The following is an 18,264-nucleotide window of genomic DNA, read 5'->3' as shown; positions in this document are numbered from 1 at the left end:
ATCCTGATTGGCTCTGTTTGTTCAAGCCTATTTTACATCAATCAACGAACGGAATATGACAAGGATCATACAATACATAGTCAAATGTCTACCTTATGAACGGAGGAGAAATATGGATAGTCAACCTTTAAGAAGCTTTGGCGGGCTTGGCGGTATGCCTTTGGGTGGTATGCCTTTCGGTGGTATGCCTTTTGGTGGCATGCCTTTTGGTGGTATGCCTTTTGGTGGTATGCCTTTGGGTGGTATGCCTTTGGGTGGTATGCCTTTTGGTGGCATGCCCTTTGGCGGTATGCCTTTCGGAGGTATGCCCTCTGGTAGTATGCCTTTCGGAGGTATGCCCTCTAGTGGCATGCCTTTTGGTGTTATGCCCTCTGGTAGTATGCCTTTCGGGGGTATGCCCTCTAGTGGCATGCCTTTCGGTGGTATGCCCTCTGGCGGTATGCCTTTCGGAGGTATGCCCTTTGGCGGTATGCCTTTCGGGGTGCCTACTAGAGGTGTCCCCTCTGGTGGCATGCCCTCAGGGGAATAGGGGATTATTTCCATTAGCACTAACCTTCACCTGATTGCGCTTTATGTTAAAACAAAAGCCGGGGAGCAACTTCCCCGGCTTAGTCACTTCTATGGCAATGCAGAACTCATATCGGCCGGCGCTCATCTCAGAAACTTTATATTCGAAACCGATATCCCGCTCCCCAGATCGTTTCAATGTACTGCGGGTTCGACGGGTCCTGCTCCATTTTTTCTCTCAGCTTGCGGATGTGGACGGTGACCGTCGCGATATCCCCCATGGAATCCATCCCCCATATGTGATCGAAAAGCTGATCTTTGCTGAACACCCGGTTCGGATTCATCGCCAAATAGGCCAGCAAGTCGAATTCTTTCGTCGTAAAAATGACTTCTTTCTCATTGACGAAAACGCGGCGCGCGGTTTTATCGATCATCAGCCCGCGGATACGGATTTCGTCGTTTCGGGACTCGCGGCGGCCCATCAGTCGTTCGTACCGGGCCAAATGGGCTTTGACCCGCGCTACAAGCTCCCCCGGGCTGAAGGGTTTGATAATATAATCGTCGGCACCGATGCCGAGACCGCGAATTTTATCGATGTCTTCTTTTTTCGCGGATACCATTAGGATCGGAATGTCTTTTTCGGAGCGGATTTTGCGGCAAATTTCGAAGCCGTCCACTTTCGGCAGCATCAAATCAAGAATGATCAGGTCGTAGTCCGTACTCATCGCGCGCTGCAGCCCCTTGTCGCCGCTGTTCTCGATATCGGCTTCGTAGCCGTTGATCTCCAAATAATCCCGCTCCAATTCGGCGATGCTTTGCTCGTCTTCAATAATCAAGATGCGGCTCACTTCAATTCCCCCTCAGGCTTGCTTAACGGCAAAGCGATATATACCGTCGTTCCCCGGCCGACTGCGCTGGATGCCCATATCAACCCGGCGTGCTCTTCCATAATTTGCTTGGCGATGGCGAGCCCCAGTCCGCTGCCTCCGGTAGACGAATTGCGCGACGGGTCAGCCCGGTAAAACCGGTCAAAAATATGCGGCAGCGCTTCCTCCGGAATGCCTTGACCGTTGTCTTCTATATGAATGACGGCTTGACCGTCAATTTCTTTCACGCCGATCCAAATTCTGCTATCCGCTTCTGCGCTGTACTTAACCGCATTTTCGATGATGTTCAAAAGCACGCGCTTAAGTTTCTCGCGGTCCGCCGTTACATGGCAGGGCCTGTCGGGAAGCTCCATCAGTTCAAAACGGATGCCCTTCTTCTCCATGTCCATTTGCAGCTCCTGCGCGCAGTCCAGCACATATTGGCCCAGATCGACGCGTTCGAACTGAAACGGCACTTTGCCCAAATCGAGTTTGGAAAATAAAAACAATTCATCGATGAGCCGGTCCATATCCGTCGCCTTGTTATAGATCGTTCTGACATACCGGTCCAGCTTATCCGGCGAATTGGTGACGCCGTCCATAATGCCCTCGACGTAGCCTTTGATCGCGGTGACCGGCGTTTTCAAATCGTGCGAAATATTCGAAATCAGCTCTTTGCGGTTCTCCTCGTACTGCAGCTGCAAATCGACGGAGTGCTTCAGCCTGCGCCGCATTTCTTCAAACGCGATGCTGAGCTGGCCGATCTCATCGTCGGAATGAGGGACGACCTCGAAATCGAGGTTGCCTTCTTTAATCTGCACGGCAGCCTGCTTCAGCGACCGCAAAGGACGAATGATGCTCCGCGAGACCAAATAGGTCAATACGCCGTTCGTAAGAACCAATATGCCGATAAAGGCAAAAATGAACGAGTTGGAAAACTGGTGCAAATATTTTTGAAAATTGCTGCCGTCCAGAAAAACGAAAACAGACCCTTTGCTCCGGTCGGAAAAAGTAAAGTCCTGCTGCCGAGTTATCCACAGCGAACCTTGACTTCGATGGAATTTGCCGGTGGAAGTATCGCCATAATCGGGAAGCATCGCCGGGTCTAAGGCATCCGCCTGCTTCAAATAAGGAGAAGCGTAAGCAATTTCATTATTTTTGCGGACGATCAGGCCCATGTTGATTTTGTGCAGCCGGTCTTCCAGTTCTTTGACAAACTGCGGATTCAGAAAAATATCCGGCTGGCCTGCTGATTTTGTTTTAATGTCAGCGAATATTTCGGCCTCCTGATCGACGACGCGCTTGATCGGATTGCCCTGGCTGTAATCCACATCAAATAACGACTTTATATTGCCCAATGTCGCAATGCCGATCAAAATTACGGCTAGCCCGGAGAGTACAAGCGGCACAAGAAGCATGGCTATATAGGAAAGCACCAGCCGTAAGCGGATGGACATGCGAATCAGAGCTCCTTTTTGTCAAAAAAATAATACCCTGCTGTAAAAAACAATATACTACATGCAGCCAAAAACATAAACACGCTCCATATTTTCCCTCCGGCGAGCGATGCGCCGATCCACAGCATATGCCAATCCGTGTAAGCTGTCGGCGAGTATGCAGCGATTTGCGGGATGAAAAACGCAGCCACCTTGAAGGCGAGATACACCAGGATGCTGACCGTCAATACGCCGCTGCTGCTGGTGAAGAACTGCGCCAGGAATACCGCCGCCAGACTGAGCGCGAACAAGGGCGCGAATGCGACCGTATAGGCGATAAACCAATCAAGCAGCGCAGCCGGGCCGCCAAAATGCTGAAAAAACAACGATGCGCCGATCGACGCCAACAGCGCCGCGGCCAAATACAAAGCGATGTAAATGCCCAAGGCGATCTGCTTGGAGGCAAACACTTTGAATCTCGAAATCGGCCGGGTCAGCGTGATTTTCATCGTCCGGTCCCCCATCTCGCCGGAAAACGAATCGGCCGCGCCCATGAATACGAAGAGCGGGAGGAAAATCCCGGTGAACAAACCGAGCATAAGGATCGGAAAATCCTGCGATGCGATTGCGCCGATGCCGATCCCGTTCTGAAAACGGGACAGAAGCAAGCCCGCCGCCACCGGCAGAAGCAAAATGACGGCCAGGAAAAAGACCGTCTTCTTTTTCGAGGCAATTTTGATCGTCTCGTTGTAGATGCCCGCCGTTAAGCTATGCATGAAGGGCCACCTTCCTGACTTCTTTAATTTCGTGCAAATACGACGCTTCCAGCGAATCGTGTTCTTCAAGCAGCTCCTCGACAAGAGCCTCCCGGATCAGCCTGCCCTGGTGAATAATCCCGATGCGGCTGCACATAAGCTCCATTTCATGAATGAGATGGCTGGAGATGAGAAACGTAATGCGCTCCTCGCGCGCCAGCCGCATAATGGTTTCTCTGATCTCCACCATGCCTTCGATATCCAACCCGTTCGTCGGCTCATCCAGAATCATCAGCTCCGGGCCGGACAGCATTGCAGCCGCAAGACCGAGTCGCTGTTTCATGCCGAGCGAATACCCGCCGACCTTTTCATGCTGAAAAGGCGCCAACCCGACGATTTCCAGCACTTCGTCGACCCGGTTTTTGCCGATCTGCGGATAGAAGCGAGCCGCGAGTTCCAAATTTTTTCTGCCGCTCATATACGAGTAAGCCTCAGCGGTTTCGATGAGCACCCCCACCTTCTCCATCGCCTGCTCATAATGAGTGGAGACATCGTAACCGAACAGCTTGACCTTGCCCCGGTCCGCCCTGCACAGTCCTGCCATGATTTTCATCACGGTCGTTTTGCCGGCCCCGTTGGGACCGAAAAAGCCGTAAATGTCGCCTTGGCGGACCGTCATCGTCACCTCGTGGATGCCGCGCGAATTGCTGTATGTTTTTGTGAGACTATCGATCTCGACTATCGGTTTCATGTCATCTGCCTGCCTTTCCGTCCGAGCGGCGGGAAACGCCCCGAATGGACGCTCTCCCCGCTCCCGCTTCATCATTACTGTTCTTGATCAAAATGCCCTTCGCCGAGCTTCACGGTTTCCACTTGCTTGCCGGTCAGATCCACCTTGTCCGGAGTCGTGGCGTTCAGGTTGGACAGGCTCATACCCACGTTCAGCACGACATCGTGACTCGCTCCCTTGCCGTCTTTGCCGGAAATGCGGATCTGCGCCGTCTGGTTCGTGATGTGATTGTCCGCATCTACCGTCGCGTTGACTTCCACTTCATCCATCTTGATGTCCTGCGTCAGCTGCGGCAAGCTGTTTTTCAGGCTGGCCACATCGATGCCCAGCGTTTCCGCCGCTTTAGGCATAGGCTTGTTGGCGTTGTCCGCGGTGCTGTGCTTGATCAGCAGCGAGCCTACCGTGTTGACAACCGGAGGAATTTGACTGCCGGACAGCTTGAAGTGAATATCTTTGGCGTTGCCGGCTGCGTCGTTCATCGTTACGTAGTTTTTGAGATTTCCGACGAGCGCATCCACCACGTTCTCCGCCTCTTGGATCATTTCCGGATTGGCTTCGTGCTTCGAATCCGCGAATTTGCCGTGTTTGCCGGCGAAGTTCGAATGGTCCAGCACTTTATATACATCGGATTCTCCGGTTTTTACAATTTGCTTTCCGTCCTGGTTGTATACCTGAATCGTCTGCTCGTCCGCACCGCCTTTCACCGTGATTTGGGCGCTTCCGGCCTGTCCGGCCCGGTCCTGCTTGATCGTGGAGCTGACATTTAACAAAGATTCGCCGTTATCCTGCAGCGTAACTTGAACCTGTCTGGTCACATTCGTTACAGCCGCCGTACTTTTCACGGCCGATTTGAAAGTCTCGTAGCCGGGCGCGTCCCCCACCCCTGCATATACCGAAGTGACCAGCATCATACTCCCTACAGCCACACCTAAACCGATCATCGCCAACTTTTTCATATCTACCTGTTTCCTCCTCCTATATGCTGCCGGCTTCGGCCGGCCCGCTGGGAGTCTGCCCGACGGAATTACTTTTGCATATACACCTTCTACGTGGTTCATCGAACAGACTCCTAGTTCGAAGCGCCTTCGCTTCTATATATCCATCATATCTCCCAAGACTTAACTGCCGATAAAACAGTTCTAAAGCTGCCCTAAAACAATTCTTAATTTTTTCTAAAGTGCCGAAAAAAGGCGGGCAATTCGTATAGGTGTTTGGGCTGGAGCGCCAAGCCCCAGTTCCCGCTTGGGCAGCAGCAGCCGGCGAACGACTAAAAGAGCAGAGTCGCCACGACAAGCATCAACTTCGTGCGTTCCATCGGCCGGAAACCCAAAATAGGCCCCCTTCACAACGAGGGGGCCTCGGGTGTCGCCACGGCCGTCCGCAGGGCGCGGATGCGCGAACGCGGGGCGCGGATGCGGGGCGCGATGGCGGGGTGCGGGGCGCGGATGCGGGGCGCAACCGCGGGGCGCGGTTCGTAGCTGCATGACGGGCGGTCATGAGCTAGCTTGCAAGTCAGGGCAGGAGAAAACCTGCAAAAGTGCAGTTTTTTCCTGCGGAAATGGTTCATTTTAGCGAAAAGCCTGCGAAAGTGCAGGCTTTTTCGATGAAAATGAACCCGAGCTCCTTTGCGCGGCGAAAAGCCTGCACTTTTGCAGGAATTCTCGTGATCAGCGCATACCGGGCGCAAATTCATGTATTTTTGCAGGTTTTCTTCGCACCGCAAGGCGGATTCTGGCTGTCGGCCATGGCGTGCGTTTTTTTCAATCGCACTGCGCGCAGCTCCCATCGCGCGGTATTGCGCTGCATGCTGGCGGTCGGTCGACCACAGCCTAATAGGCCCCCTTCACAACGAGGGGGCCTACGTTTGCGCCATGCCGGCCCTTTAGCCTGCCGGCACTGCAATCATCCACTGCGCGGGCACAGCCGCTATTTGATCTGCAAATTGACCAGCAGCGCTTTGTGGTCCGATAGTTCGGGCTGCGGAGACGTGGTATAAGAGAGGATCTTCACGTTCGGATTGTACAGGAAATGGTCGATCCGCCACAGGTAATGGCCGCCAACTTCCCATGTGGTCGGGAACAGGCTTCCCGAATATTTTGCGGCATCGTTCAGCTCGCTGCGGAGCGCATCTAGGCTGCCCATGAGCAGCGTCGTATTGAAGTCGCCCGTGACGAACAGCGGCTTGTCTCCTACTTCATCGATGAAGGCTTGCGCTTCTTCGAGTCCAATGGTTCGGCTCTGATGGCGTCGCTCGGCATAGTCCCAGAACGCCTTGGTCATTATGGGGTTGCCCAGATCGACGTGCGGCTCCAGATGCATGCCAACGACATTCAGCTCCTTGCCGCCGACATCCAGCGTCAGCAGCAGCGCCTGCTTGGTGGCAGAGAGCGTATGCCGCTTCACCGGGTACTTGCTGATGACGGCGAACTGGTCCTCCGTCACTATCTCATAGCCCGGGAAGGCGGCCTCAATCTCGGCCCGCTTGTCGATCAAATACGGCTTCCAATCCGGCGTATTGTACAGATATTCCTCCAAAATATACAGATCCCGCCTGCTCTCCTTCAGGAAGGTGTACATTTGGGAGGGCTCCTCGCCCTGATTCCAGAACTCCGTATTCCAGTCCATCACCTTCACACTGTCCCCATCGCCGCTTGCCGAAGCCCTGGAGAAGTGAAGCGCATCGAAGTTGATGTCCGCCCGCGGAATGACCACAATAAGCAGCAGCAGCGTGCAGATCAGCAGGAATGCCTTGCGTCTCGCCCGAATGAGCAGCAGGGCGCTCAGCACCGGCAGGAACAGGACGGAAAAAGGCGGGACGCTGCTGACGACATTCCACCAAGCCGCATGTCCGGCAATGAATTGCAGACAGATGAATACGACCAAAACAAGTACAACTGCAGCGACCTCTCTCCAATTGCGCTTAGAAAAAATATTTCGCATATTTGATCGCTCCTTGGTTCCAAAGCGAATTATTCCCAAGCCCCGTCGAACGATCCGTCGTCTTGCGCTGATGCTCCAGATACCAGCGGTAATTGCGGACGAGGGAGTCCTGATTCGAATATTTCGGACGGTAGCCAAGCTGATTGATCGCCTTATCGAGCGAGACATAATGATTGCGGTTCAGCTTCATATATAGACGCTTGTAGAACGGCGACAGCTTCAGCTTCTCCAGCACATACAGCGCCGCGGTCATCGGCAGCGCAGGAAAGCAGATGATCCGCTTGCCGAAACCAGCTTCATCCATAACCGCCTGATAATCCTCGCGGATCGAAGAGAACTCTTTGGCCCCGATATTGAACAGATCGTTGACCTTGTCCACGTCATTGATCATCGCCATGTAGATCGCCTGGCACAGATCCTCAACATCGAGCAGCTGATAGCGGTTCGTCCCTTTGCCCAGCATCGGGAAATGCCGGCCTTCGCTCGCCCACTCGTACAGAATGGCGAAGGTGCCCAGCCGATGCAGGCCAAGGAACGAGCGCGGTCGCAGAATCGTGACGCATTTGCCCTGCTCGCGCCATTTCTCGCATAGTCCTTCGGCAATGATTTTCCCCTTATTATACGGGTCATACGGCCGCACCGCATCATTCTCGGTCGTCGGCGCCTTCTCCGGAACGCCATAGACCGAGGTCGACGAAATGTAGACGAAGCGCTGCGCCCTGCCGGTTTGGAACGCCCCATCCAGAAGTGTGCGCGTGCCGTTCACGATAATGTCGAGAATCTGCTCCTCCGTGAACGTCGGTGAAGCCGATGCGCAGTGAAGGACGATGTCGATATCCTTCATCACCTCTTCCACCTGCTGCCTGTCCCGGATGTCGCAGCTGACGGTCTTGAACTTCATGACATGCTCGGGCGGATGGACCAGATCCATCAGAACCAGCTCATAATCATCCTTGGCATAAGTCTGCAGGTACTCGACCATGTTTTTGCCGAGCACGCCGTTATTGCCGGTAATCAGCACATTTTTCTTCATCGATGGTCACTCCCCGTATTTATATTTAAGACGAAACTCTTTGCTGCCGAAATATTCGAAAAAACCGCGTACGAAGCCCCAGAAGCAGACGGCCGTAATTCCCCAATGCACACCGATAAAATAGAGCGTGAACAGCAGCCCCTTCTCCTTGAGCACAAACACATACTGTCCGAAATCCGTCAAAATGAAGATCGCAAGACTTGCGATCAGCATGTAGAAGAAATAAGGATGGACGACGGATAAGGGCAGCAGCAGCGTGCTGAGTCCGACGAACAACATACCGAGCCCGCGAAGCGGGGTTTCGAATCCTTTGGTAAATTTCTTGCGGTGGAAGTAAAAAGGAATCCGCTGCCGGGCACGCTCATGCATTTTTCTCGCCAGCCGTTTGAACCGGTGCTCTTCATCGTGATAGCCCATGACCGCGCTGGTCAGGAGAAGTTTGTATTTCTCATTGATGCGATGGCCAAATTCGATATCCTCGGAATTGTTCAGTTTCTCGTCGAAGCCGCCGAGCTCGATAAATACCGATTTCTTGACCGCGCCGAGAGAGAAGAAGCCGGCCGTCACATACCCTTCCGAGCTGATCCGCCAATAATAGTTCTGCAGTGTCCGGTATTCCTCGAACAAGCTGTCGTTGAACAGAGCTTCCTTCGCATAGATGCCGCAGACCGAGCCAAGCGAAGGGTCAAGTTCGAAGGCGCGGACCGTATGCTCGATCGCATCGGGGAACAGGGCGACGTCGCTGTCGAGGAAGAACACAATCTCGCCCTTCGCGTGGGCAACGCCGGTATTGCGGGCTGCGGAGACGCCGTTGTTCTTCGTTTGAATGATGGTGCACGGATACTGCCGCGCGATCTCAACGGAATTGTCCGTACTGCCGTCGTCGACCAGGATAACCTCGATCGGCTCGTAGGTTTGATGCATCAGCGAATCCAGACATTTGGGCAACGTTTTCGAGTAGTTATAGTTCGGAATAATGATAGAAACCAAAAGATCGCGGTTCATGCCATGGCTCATACCATTCACCCCTTCCATTGTTCTGCAGCCGGCTTCTCCTGCATAATCTGCCGGTTTATACTGAGGCCGAACAGCTTGTGCTTAATGTAGAAGACCGACAGTACCCAGTACGTCAGGCTGAATTTATATTTGTTCATCATGTACTTGAGATTTTTCATCGACTGCATCGTCCGCTCCGCCACGTTGAAGCTGCTGTCATGGAGCAGATGATAGCTTCTGATGCTGCAGTCCTTGTTGAACGCCAGCCGGAGCCTGGAGAGACGGATGCCCAGATCCAGATCCTCATGCCCCCAGCCCTTGAAGTTGTCATCGAACATACCTACCTTAATCAGATGCTCCCTGCGGACCGATACATTGCCGGTATAGAACGACAGCCAGTTGAGCCTGCTGGTCGGCTTGATCGGCAGCGGCTTATGAAGCTCCTGATCGACCAGTTTCGCCTGCAAAATCGCCAGCCGCTCCTCCTGATTGCCATACTGGAACAGCTCCTCGATTTCCTTCTCCGTAAACAGCACATCCTGTCGCTCGCCAAGCAGAATGCACGGCTTCCGCTGCCCTTCGATATGCTTCTTCACGAAGTCCGCCCCCGGTACCCGGTCGTCGTCGAGGAACACAACGATCTCGCCTTTTGCCTTCTCGATCCCCAGATTGCGGGCAGCCGACCGGCCGACATTTTTCCCGCAGACGACCATGACCGGCTTATAGGCGAATTTCAGCTCCCTGAACGCCGCCACCATCGCCGGGTCGCAGCCGTCGAACACAACAATCACTTCCGCATCCCGGTCAATCTGACCCTCCAGCCCCTGCAGCGTTAACCGGAGCCGGGACAGCTTGTCCTTGGTCGGTATGACAATACTGATCTTCATACGCCCTCATCCTCCATCATCCGGGAGTGCCTTTTAGGCCTGCATCTGCTGTATGGAAGCCGTCTGTCTCGCCTGCTTGAGATACTTGAACCGAATCAGCAGGACGAACGTTCCGAGCAGTACACATTGGGTGATAAGGTTCGCGACCATCGTTCCCCAAATCCCGTTATATTTCGTCAATACCAAATACACCGCAATCAATAAGGGCAGCGGAATGCCAAGTGCCGTCAGACACATCATGGCCCCCTTCTTCCCCTCCATGGAGAATACCGAATGGAAAATCCAGTAGATGAAATGAAACCCTGTACTCACGGATACCAATCCGACATACGTCCAGTTCAGCGGATACCCTTTGCCGTAAAAGAACAGCAGCACGACACACAGCAGCATGTTGCCGATGATCGCAACCGGAAGCAGCAGCGGGATGAACCTGACGATCAGGCTGTACACCCTGCCCTTGTCCAACTGAGCTACCGTCGGCAGAAAGACGACCGCGAACACCTCATGGAACAGAAGATTGAAGAAGTTCTTCACATTGACCTGATAGACCGAATACATGCCCACGTCATAGCTGGAGCAAAAATAATTGACAATGAACAAGTCGCTGGCAAACAGAATGTTCGAGAACAGCAGACTGATCATGGTCACGCCGCCATACCGGTACAGCTTCCCCGCCATCTCCTTGGAGAAGGTGAATTTGCTGCCCCGCAGCCCAATCAATGCGATGAGTGTGAACAGCACGAAGCTGACGATCAAAGCGATAATGAAATACGGGTACGTATCCAGCCGGGTATAGCAGGCCAGCACGATGATGAAGAACACGCATGTGCCGATTAATTTGGCCACACTGAGCAGGAAGAACTTCTGCTTCGCCCTCAGCACCGATTCGGACACCATCGAGAAATTAAGCGCCACTGCGAACACAATGCTGAGCGTCCACTCCGTCGCCGATATATGCCCGAACACATTCATCGCCTGGGTCACACTGAGATACAACGCCGTCCATAGAATGACCAGTATCGTATTGCAGACCACAATCGTCCCTATGATCTGCTGCTCCTGCAGCTTGTCCTGCTCGGAGGGCTGGTCGGAATGGGCCGGGTAGTACTTGATGGTCGAAAGATGAATGCCGAATACCATTGGAATGATGAGGAAATACGCGATATTTTGCACCAGAGTGATATCCCCGAGGGCAACGACACCCAGATGCCGGGCAGCCAAAATGAGGCCGGCAATATTCAGAACAGCCGCTACCATGCGGAAAATAAACACGGTGCCCAAATTGCTGAAAAAGCTTGCGATCGCCCGATTGCTCAACAATCCGGAGGCGAGCCTGCCTGCGCGTTCCCGGGACAATGCCTTCATACTCATATTCATCTACCCTATTTCCACTTGGATTGGTTGTACTGCCGCCGCTTGCGGCTACACGATCACATTGCTCTGCAGAGATACGTAGACGACAAGCCACAGCAGCAGGATCAGGCGCATCGGCTTGTCCCTGAGCAGCACAAGCTCCGGACTTTCCCCGTATTCGGTTTTATTAGTCAGGTACTGATATCTTAGAATGCCGTACAGAACAAGGGGGATGGTGACAATCAAATACTTGGATTGTGTCTCGTTGATGATGAAGTAGGAGTAGGTGAGAATGGAGCAGGCGGTAAGCATCGGGATAATTTCATTGAGCAAGCCGATCGAGTATTCGCTTAAGCTTTTGCGTGTGTGCGTGGAGTGGTCTGCCAGCGTCAAAATTTCTTTGCGCCGTTTATTGAAGCCGAGGAACAAGGTGAGGAAGGCGATGCTGAGCAGGAACCAGATGGATACTTTGCCGCTCGTAACGAGACATCCGGCCAATGCCCGCAGGACGAAACCGATTGAGATAATGATGACGTCGATCAGTACATACCGCTTGAGCTTGAAGGAGTAGAATAGGTTGAGGATAAAATAACTGAGAATGACTGCCCCGAAATAGATGTTCAACAGAAAGGACAGCAGCAGCGTGCATGGCCCCAGAATAAACAGGATCACAAGCGCTTGATGAACCTTGATATGTCCTGCCGGCAGCGGCCTCATCTTCTTGACGGGATGAAGCCGGTCAGCCTCAATATCGACAATATCGTTGATGATATAGACGCAGCTTGAGATGCCGCAGAACAGCAGTAAGGCCAGTATGGTGTTCTCGACCATGCCGATAGTCATCTGGTGGAACGAAATCAGAACGCCGGCGAAAATAAAGCCGTTCTTCGTCCACTGCTTGTACCGCAGCAGCTTCATGATGTGCCCGAACAACGGCATTCGGTGCTTAACGTTTACCCAGATCTTGGGAATCGTTGCAATGGTTTCATCGCTATCCATATAGGGTTACACCCCTTTTCTATTAAATTCATTGTGTTATATCGCAGCAGCCGTATTCAATCGATGGAGCTGCTCAGGGCTGAGAACAACCTCAAGCGCATCCAGATTCTCCTGAAGCTGCTCTACAGTGCTCGCTGCAATAACCGGAACAACCGGCGGCTTGCTTTGAAGCATCCATGCCAGAATGACCTGGTTTTTCGTAGCCCCCGTCTCTTCGGCAATCTCCCTCAATACCCGAATACGCGCCTCGGCGTCCGCTCCGGTGTACTGATGGGGAAGCTCGCGGTCCGAACGGGTGTATGATCCGTTAAGCAGCGGGGAATACGACAACAGCGTCACATCGTCATGCGATGAGCAGTACTGCAGCATTTCGTCGGATACACTGATCTGCACGTCGAAATCCGCTCCCGGCTTCGGACGCAGGTACGTATACCGCTGCTGGATGCAACTATACGGTGTCCAGCCATTGGCATGCGCAATCGCTTTGGCACGTTCCAGCCGGTAGGTATAGTGGTTGCTGCAGCCCAGCGTCCGGACCTTGCCTGCCTTGACCAGCCGGTCGAACGCTTCAATCGTCTCCTCAAGCGGCGTGCTCATATCGTCGATATGCGCATAATACAGATCAATGTAGTCAGTTTGCAAACGGGTCAGACTTTCGTCGACAGCCTTCATAATCGCAGCAGCGGACAGTCCTTCCTTGGCATCGAAGCCGCCTCCCTTGAAGGTCGGGTTCGCGCCGACTTTCGTCGCGAGGAAGATTCGGTCGCGGTTGCCGCGCTCCTTCATCCACTCCCCAAGCAGGGTTTCACTCTGGCCGCCTACGCCCGCTTCGCTCCAGAATGCGTAGTTGTTGGACGTATCCAGAAAGCTGCCTCCTGCATCCAAATAGCGATCCAGCAGTCCGTACGATACCTCTGTGTTGTTGCGTGTGCCAAAATTCAAGCAGCCCAAACAGATTTGGCTTACATTGGAGCCGCTTTTGCCCAGTTGTACCTTTCTCATCAATAACCCTCCCTTTATTGGCGCAGAGCAGTTGTCCTTGCTCTCTCGCCTTCTTTCCTTGCAGCTCCTGTCTGGCCCGCATCTGTGAGTATAACCTCATTCGAGGCCGTTACCGGTACCGGTACTCACCTCCCTCATAAAATAAAAAATAGAGATGCATTTGCAATAGAATCGTTTGCATTGCCGTTGCAGTACTGTATGAAATTTTGTCAACATTTAAGTTGCAAACGATTCTCACTTGTAGTGTGACGCTAGGATGTTCCATTTTTCAACACTTTTGGCGGATTTCATTGATCTGGTGCCCTGGGCACATGACCAAGTAATAAACGGGAATGTTCCGCAAACGGATACTATCGAGCATGCGATGGAAATAATTGTATTTTTCATGTAGGATAACACAAATTGAATGCTTCCGCTTGTGTCCAAGGAAGCAATTGCGGCTGCGCTCCCGGGCGAAACGACTGACCTAAGTCTTGGGACACGCATCTCAGTTTGTAGCTATTTGTCGAAAAAAACGTTGTTAGAAAAATCTCTACTCTATCAAGGTCTTTCGAAGATGAGCGACAGCGTTTACATAATCTTCATCTCCGATCCGCATTGCGGGCCGCTTTTCAACAAATCGCGCCGCCGGAGCCTTGGCTTTTCTGCTGTGAGTTGAGCATCATGACTGCATATAGGCTGCTAACGCTGCATAGCACCCGTCATTTCGCATACACATACCTTCTACTTAGGTTCACCGGACAGACTTCTAGCGGCATACCTGTCAACGCTACGGAAAACCTACAAAAGTGCATCTTTTTGCGCCTTAGTACGCTTGCCGCGAGGAATTCCTGCAAATGTGCAGGCTTTTCATCGGACACGCGGGCTCGGGGCCGCTTTTACCGAAAATTCCTGCACTTTCGCAGGCTTTTCGCCAAAACGAGCCACTTTCGCGGAGAAAGCCTGCACTTCTGCAGGTTTTGCAGACGAGTGGCCGCTCCCCCACGCAGCTTCGCAAAAACGGCACAGCGAACAAGCTGTGGGCGGAAGCGTCCCTTTTCAGCGGTGGGATACTCTGCGCAGTGTAATTTTTATCAAAAAAAGGCCCGATGAGCAATCTCATCAGGCCCTGCCCGGCTTGGACCGGCAGACCAAACCAAACCGAAACCGTTGTCGCTCCCCCGTCATGATCCCGCCCGGAATTAGAACGTGCGCAGGATGATAACCAACAGGATGAAAAGCACGAGAATAACAGCCGTGTTCGTGTGGAATCCGAAATGTGACATGGTTATTCCTCCCTTCCGCGCATGGAACTTTACCGTTCCCGCTTGATACATATCGTATGAGGCACAGGGCGGATGGGTATGGACTGCCGTCTATATTTCCGAAAGAAAAGGGGTAAGCGCCCCTCTGTAAAACAAATCCAGATGATGCTGCGCCCGGGTGCAAGCCGTGTAGAACAGCTTGCGCTCCTTCGGCTCCGCGTAGACATCGGCCCCGGCGTCGTAGAGGATCACCGCGTCGAACTCGAGCCCTTTGGCGAGGTACGCGGGCACGACCATGACGCCGGCCTCGTAGTGCTGCGTCTGCTTGCTGATCCGCTGCAGCTCCGGCAGCAGCGGGAGCAATAGCCCGTGAGCGCGGACGGCCTCGCTCTCGGTCTTGCAAATGACCGCGACGGACCCGGCTCCGCCGCCCAAGCGCTTGCGGACAGCCGCCGCCACCTTGCGGCTGAGGTCGGCTTCGTCCGCCGCGCGCTCCGTCTGCGGCGGCTCGCCGCTCCGGCTGAACGGCTCGACGGGCTCGCCGTGCGGCAAAATCCGGCTGGCGAAATCGGTGATTTCGCGGGTTGAGCGATAGCTTTTGACCAGCCGGACGGTTTCCGTCTCCTGCTCTTTCATCAGCTCGCTGATGGAGGCGAACTCCCCGCCCTGATCCGCGTGCGTAAAGATGCCCTGGTTCCAGTCCCCCAGCAGGGTAAAGCGCGCGCGGGGGAACAGTTTTTTCAAATACGCGTAATGAAAAGGCGAGTAATCCTGCGCCTCGTCAACAACGACGTAGCGGATCGTGTTGACCGTCTGCTGGCCTTCGATCAAGCCTTTCAGGTACACGAGCGGCGTGGCGTCTTCGTACAAAATCCGCTCCTGCCCGAGCCGGGCGGCGGCGAATGCGCGAATCGTCTCCCAGGCCGCAGGGACCGCTTGCCCGGCGGCCCCAGTCAACTGCGCGTGGAGCGCAGCATTTTCGTACAACTCGCGGTACATGCCGAGCACATCGATGTACGCCAGATTGCGGGCCCGCTCCTTGAGCGGCTCGATCGCCCGGTGCGCCTTGGCGCGGCTCATTCGCTTCATTTCCTGCTCGGTGCCCAGGTAAGTCGGCTCTTTGGTCATTTTGCGGTAAAACCGCTTTTCCGCGTCGGCCTGAATGCCGTTCAGCCTCTCCACAATCCACTCGGTAAGGTGCTCCATCCGGTCGCCGAGCGACTGATTCGAAGCTTTGCCGTAAAAGCGGCCGCTGAGCTCCTCTGCGGAGAGCAAAACTTTGCGGCCGACCGCGAAGTCGCGGAAGCGGATGCCGGCGGTTTTCAACTTTTCGCCGTACGCTTCGATAACTCCGAGAAAAGCCGCCGACGTTTTGTAGCGGATGCTTTCCAGCCGGGCCGCATAGTCCGGGTCCCGCTCGCTCCCGGTCAGCAAATATTCAAGCTGGTCGTACGGGTCTTCGGCCGACAGGCCTGTCCCTTCAAGCTTGTACGTCAAATAGTCCTGAAAAGTCGTCTGCTGCATGTTCGTTTCGCCGAGCTCCGGCAGGACGTTGGACACGTAATCGCTGAACAGCGAGTTCGGAGAAAACAAAATCATATTATCGGCGCTGAGCGTCGTCCGGTATTTGTACAGCAAGTACGCGATGCGCTGCAGCGCGACGGACGTCTTGCCGCTGCCCGCGGCGCCCTGCACGACGAGCACTTTGTGCCGGTCGTCGCGGATGATCCGGTTCTGCTCGCGCTGGATCGTCGTGACGATGCTGTGCATCTTCTCGTCGGCGCTGCGGCTGAGCATCTGCTTCAGCATGTCGTCGCCGATGCTGATCCCGGTGTCGAACAGATCCTGCAGTTCGCCGCCTTTGATGATGTACTGCCGCTTCAGCAGCAGTTCGCCGCTTACGTCCATCTCCGGCGTCCGGTAACCGGCCGGCCCCGGCGGAAAATCGTAAAACAGACCGGATATCGGGGCGCGCCAGTCATAAATCAAAATCTCATCGGTTTGCGGATCGACGAAGGAGGTCAGCCCGATATAAATTCGCTCCGGGCGGCTCTCCCCTTCCTCTGCAAAGTCGATGCGGCAAAAATAAGGCGCGTCCACTACGCGCGTCAGCTTGCGGAGTGCGTCTGCCGCCAGCCTGTAGCTGCGCTCCTGGCGAGATAGCGCAATGCTTTGCTGCGTAATGCTGGCCGCCGTTTCAATGACATCGTCGTCGTTATCGGCGTTCACCGAAATATCGTCCCAGAAGTTGCGGCGGATCGCCGATACGTCCGACTGGCGGGTATCCACGGTTTGGGCAAGCTCTGCGATGCGCGTTACCATCCGTTCCCGGACTCCGGCCAGCCGGCTTGCTTCCTGCTGCCGCTCCTGTTTGTCTATAGCCATGCGATAATGTTCCTTTCCTCAAAGCTTGATCGTTTTATGAAGATATGCTTACTTTACTTATACACCCCATGGATCAATTCTTCAAATTCGGGCTCTTCCATGTGCACGTCGTCGATCTCGCCCCACTCGCTGACCGTGTTCAGCACCTCCATCGCTTTCAGCTCCCGGCGGTTGCAGGCCAGCGTAAGCGTGCGGTCTCCCTGCCCCTCGATGCGGAACGGAAGCTCGCGGCCGGCCGGAACCCGGTAGCCGCCGCGAAACGTAATCTTTATCATCGTCGGCAGGCCGATTCTCTCTCGCAACTCGCCGATCGAGCCGTCGTAACCGATCTGGCCGTGGTTGATGACGATAACCCGCTTACAAAGCTGCTCGATATCGTCCATGTCGTGCGTCGTGAGCAGAATCGTTTTGCCGAAATCGCGGTTCAGCGCCTCCAAAAAGCCGCGTATGCTGCGCTTGGCCACGACATCGAGGCCGATAGTAGGCTCATCCAGAAACAAAATATCCGGATCGTGCAGCATCGCCGCGGCCAAATCGGCCCGCATCCGCTGACCGAGCGAGAGCTTGCGCACGGGCGTGTGCAGGAACTCGCCAAGTCCGAGCAGTTCCTCCAGCTCTCCGAGCCTGCGGCGGGCGTCCGCTTCCTCGACCCGGTACATCGCCGTCAATATTTCGTAGGAATCTTTGACAGGCAAATCCCACCACAGCTGGCTGCGCTGCCCGAAAACGACGCCCAGGCGGCGGACGACGCGCCTTCGGTGCTTTTGCGGGCTCAGCCCGTGAATCAGCACCTCCCCCGATGTCGGGTGAAGGATGCCGGAGAGCATTTTGATCGTCGTCGATTTGCCCGCTCCGTTCGGGCCGATGTACCCGACGAATTCCCCGGATTCCACGGTAAAGCTCACGTCGCGCACCGCTTCTTTTTCCCGGTACTTTCTAGAGAACAAGCTCCGCAGCCCGGCAAATTTTCCTTCTTGGACGAGCGGGGTTTTGAATGTTTTGCGCAGATTCGTTACGGTAATCAAAGAGATCGCTCCTTTTATCGTTTCCTCACCGCACAGCGTTACCCGC

16 protein-coding genes are annotated in these 18,264 nt (G+C 54.3%); all 16 read right to left on the bottom strand.

Annotated features, from left to right (window positions below; translation table 11 throughout):
• Positions 1-120 precede the first annotated feature (120 nt).
• The 16 genes from AC6RNO_RS10230 to AC6RNO_RS10155 all read right to left on the bottom strand — a co-directional run bounded on the left by AC6RNO_RS10230 (position 121) and on the right by AC6RNO_RS10155 (position 18,218).
• A complete protein-coding gene (locus AC6RNO_RS10230) occupies positions 121-543 on the bottom strand; it encodes a hypothetical protein (protein ID WP_497105380.1) in 423 nt (140 codons plus the stop codon).
• A gap of 122 nt (positions 544-665) precedes the next feature.
• Positions 666-1,361 (bottom strand): response regulator transcription factor, encoded by a 696-nt coding sequence (locus AC6RNO_RS10225; protein ID WP_474682277.1) that lies wholly within the window; start codon positions 1,359-1,361, stop codon positions 666-668.
• The gene (locus AC6RNO_RS10220) at positions 1,352-2,830 is read right to left on the bottom strand and encodes an ATP-binding protein (protein ID WP_497105379.1); all 1,479 of its coding nucleotides are present in this window, start codon (positions 2,828-2,830) and stop codon (positions 1,352-1,354) included. Before AC6RNO_RS10220 ends, AC6RNO_RS10225 begins: the two co-directional genes overlap by 10 nt.
• Positions 2,831-2,835: 5 nt before the next feature.
• Positions 2,836-3,585, bottom strand: coding sequence for a DUF2705 family protein (locus AC6RNO_RS10215; protein WP_474682191.1), 750 nt, complete (start codon positions 3,583-3,585; stop codon positions 2,836-2,838).
• On the bottom strand, positions 3,578-4,315 hold the full coding sequence (locus tag AC6RNO_RS10210; protein WP_474682190.1) for an ABC transporter ATP-binding protein: 738 nt from the start codon (positions 4,313-4,315) through the stop codon (positions 3,578-3,580). Before AC6RNO_RS10210 ends, AC6RNO_RS10215 begins: the two co-directional genes overlap by 8 nt.
• A gap of 74 nt (positions 4,316-4,389) precedes the next feature.
• Positions 4,390-5,310 (bottom strand): hypothetical protein, encoded by a 921-nt coding sequence (locus AC6RNO_RS10205; protein ID WP_474682189.1) that lies wholly within the window; start codon positions 5,308-5,310, stop codon positions 4,390-4,392.
• Positions 5,311-6,280: 970 nt separating this feature from the next.
• Positions 6,281-7,294, bottom strand: a complete 1,014-nt coding sequence (locus AC6RNO_RS10200; RefSeq protein ID WP_497105378.1) for an endonuclease/exonuclease/phosphatase family protein — start codon at positions 7,292-7,294, stop codon at positions 6,281-6,283.
• Positions 7,275-8,327: an NAD-dependent epimerase/dehydratase family protein gene (locus AC6RNO_RS10195; protein WP_497105377.1), complete on the bottom strand. Its 1,053-nt coding sequence runs from the start codon at positions 8,325-8,327 to the stop codon at positions 7,275-7,277. The genes AC6RNO_RS10200 and AC6RNO_RS10195 overlap by 20 nt, the downstream gene beginning before the upstream one ends.
• A gap of 6 nt (positions 8,328-8,333) precedes the next feature.
• A complete protein-coding gene (locus AC6RNO_RS10190) occupies positions 8,334-9,344 on the bottom strand; it encodes a glycosyltransferase family 2 protein (protein ID WP_488434222.1) in 1,011 nt (336 codons plus the stop codon).
• A gap of 5 nt (positions 9,345-9,349) precedes the next feature.
• Complete coding sequence (locus AC6RNO_RS10185) at positions 9,350-10,210, bottom strand: glycosyltransferase (RefSeq protein WP_497105376.1); 861 nt, start codon at positions 10,208-10,210, stop codon at positions 9,350-9,352.
• A gap of 33 nt (positions 10,211-10,243) precedes the next feature.
• On the bottom strand, positions 10,244-11,581 hold the full coding sequence (locus AC6RNO_RS10180) for an oligosaccharide flippase family protein (RefSeq protein WP_497105375.1): 1,338 nt from the start codon (positions 11,579-11,581) through the stop codon (positions 10,244-10,246).
• 51 nt (positions 11,582-11,632) lie between these two features.
• Positions 11,633-12,562 carry a UbiA family prenyltransferase gene (locus AC6RNO_RS10175; RefSeq protein ID WP_497105374.1) on the bottom strand — a complete coding sequence of 310 codons (930 nt, stop codon included), beginning with the start codon at positions 12,560-12,562 and terminating at the stop codon, positions 11,633-11,635.
• 36 nt (positions 12,563-12,598) lie between these two features.
• On the bottom strand, positions 12,599-13,564 hold the full coding sequence (locus tag AC6RNO_RS10170; RefSeq protein ID WP_474682182.1) for an aldo/keto reductase: 966 nt from the start codon (positions 13,562-13,564) through the stop codon (positions 12,599-12,601).
• 1,181 nt (positions 13,565-14,745) lie between these two features.
• A complete protein-coding gene (locus AC6RNO_RS10165) occupies positions 14,746-14,829 on the bottom strand; it encodes a YjcZ family sporulation protein (RefSeq protein WP_474682276.1) in 84 nt (27 codons plus the stop codon).
• Positions 14,830-14,919: 90 nt separating this feature from the next.
• The gene (gene helD, locus AC6RNO_RS10160; protein WP_497105373.1) at positions 14,920-17,193 is read right to left on the bottom strand and encodes an RNA polymerase recycling motor HelD; all 2,274 of its coding nucleotides are present in this window, start codon (positions 17,191-17,193) and stop codon (positions 14,920-14,922) included.
• Between the two features lie 53 nt (positions 17,194-17,246).
• A complete protein-coding gene (locus AC6RNO_RS10155) occupies positions 17,247-18,218 on the bottom strand; it encodes an ABC transporter ATP-binding protein (RefSeq protein ID WP_474682180.1) in 972 nt (323 codons plus the stop codon).
• Positions 18,219-18,264 lie beyond the last annotated feature (46 nt).

This window comes from Paenibacillus sp. sgz302190, from assembly GCF_059820445.1.
This window is presented reverse-complemented; position numbering and strand designations above follow the sequence as displayed.

Bases quoted from the DNA above. Each gene is read 5' to 3' on its own strand.
- AC6RNO_RS10230 (WP_497105380.1), bottom strand. From the start codon at position 543: ATGGAAATAATCCCCTATTCCCCTGAGGGCATGCCACCAGAGGGGACA.
- AC6RNO_RS10220 (WP_497105379.1), bottom strand. From the start codon at position 2,830: ATGTCCATCCGCTTACGGCTGGTGCTTTCCTATATAGCCATGCTTCTT.
- AC6RNO_RS10215 (WP_474682191.1), bottom strand. From the start codon at position 3,585: ATGCATAGCTTAACGGCGGGCATCTACAACGAGACGATCAAAATTGCC.
- AC6RNO_RS10210 (WP_474682190.1), bottom strand. From the start codon at position 4,315: ATGAAACCGATAGTCGAGATCGATAGTCTCACAAAAACATACAGCAAT.
- AC6RNO_RS10205 (WP_474682189.1), bottom strand. From the start codon at position 5,310: ATGAAAAAGTTGGCGATGATCGGTTTAGGTGTGGCTGTAGGGAGTATG.
- AC6RNO_RS10200 (WP_497105378.1), bottom strand. From the start codon at position 7,294: ATGCGAAATATTTTTTCTAAGCGCAATTGGAGAGAGGTCGCTGCAGTT.
- AC6RNO_RS10195 (WP_497105377.1), bottom strand. From the start codon at position 8,327: ATGAAGAAAAATGTGCTGATTACCGGCAATAACGGCGTGCTCGGCAAA.
- AC6RNO_RS10190 (WP_488434222.1), bottom strand. From the start codon at position 9,344: ATGAGCCATGGCATGAACCGCGATCTTTTGGTTTCTATCATTATTCCG.
- AC6RNO_RS10185 (WP_497105376.1), bottom strand. From the start codon at position 10,210: ATGAAGATCAGTATTGTCATACCGACCAAGGACAAGCTGTCCCGGCTC.
- AC6RNO_RS10180 (WP_497105375.1), bottom strand. From the start codon at position 11,581: ATGAGTATGAAGGCATTGTCCCGGGAACGCGCAGGCAGGCTCGCCTCC.
- AC6RNO_RS10175 (WP_497105374.1), bottom strand. From the start codon at position 12,562: ATGGATAGCGATGAAACCATTGCAACGATTCCCAAGATCTGGGTAAAC.
- AC6RNO_RS10170 (WP_474682182.1), bottom strand. From the start codon at position 13,564: ATGAGAAAGGTACAACTGGGCAAAAGCGGCTCCAATGTAAGCCAAATC.
- AC6RNO_RS10165 (WP_474682276.1), bottom strand. From the start codon at position 14,829: ATGTCACATTTCGGATTCCACACGAACACGGCTGTTATTCTCGTGCTT.
- helD (WP_497105373.1), bottom strand. From the start codon at position 17,193: ATGGCTATAGACAAACAGGAGCGGCAGCAGGAAGCAAGCCGGCTGGCC.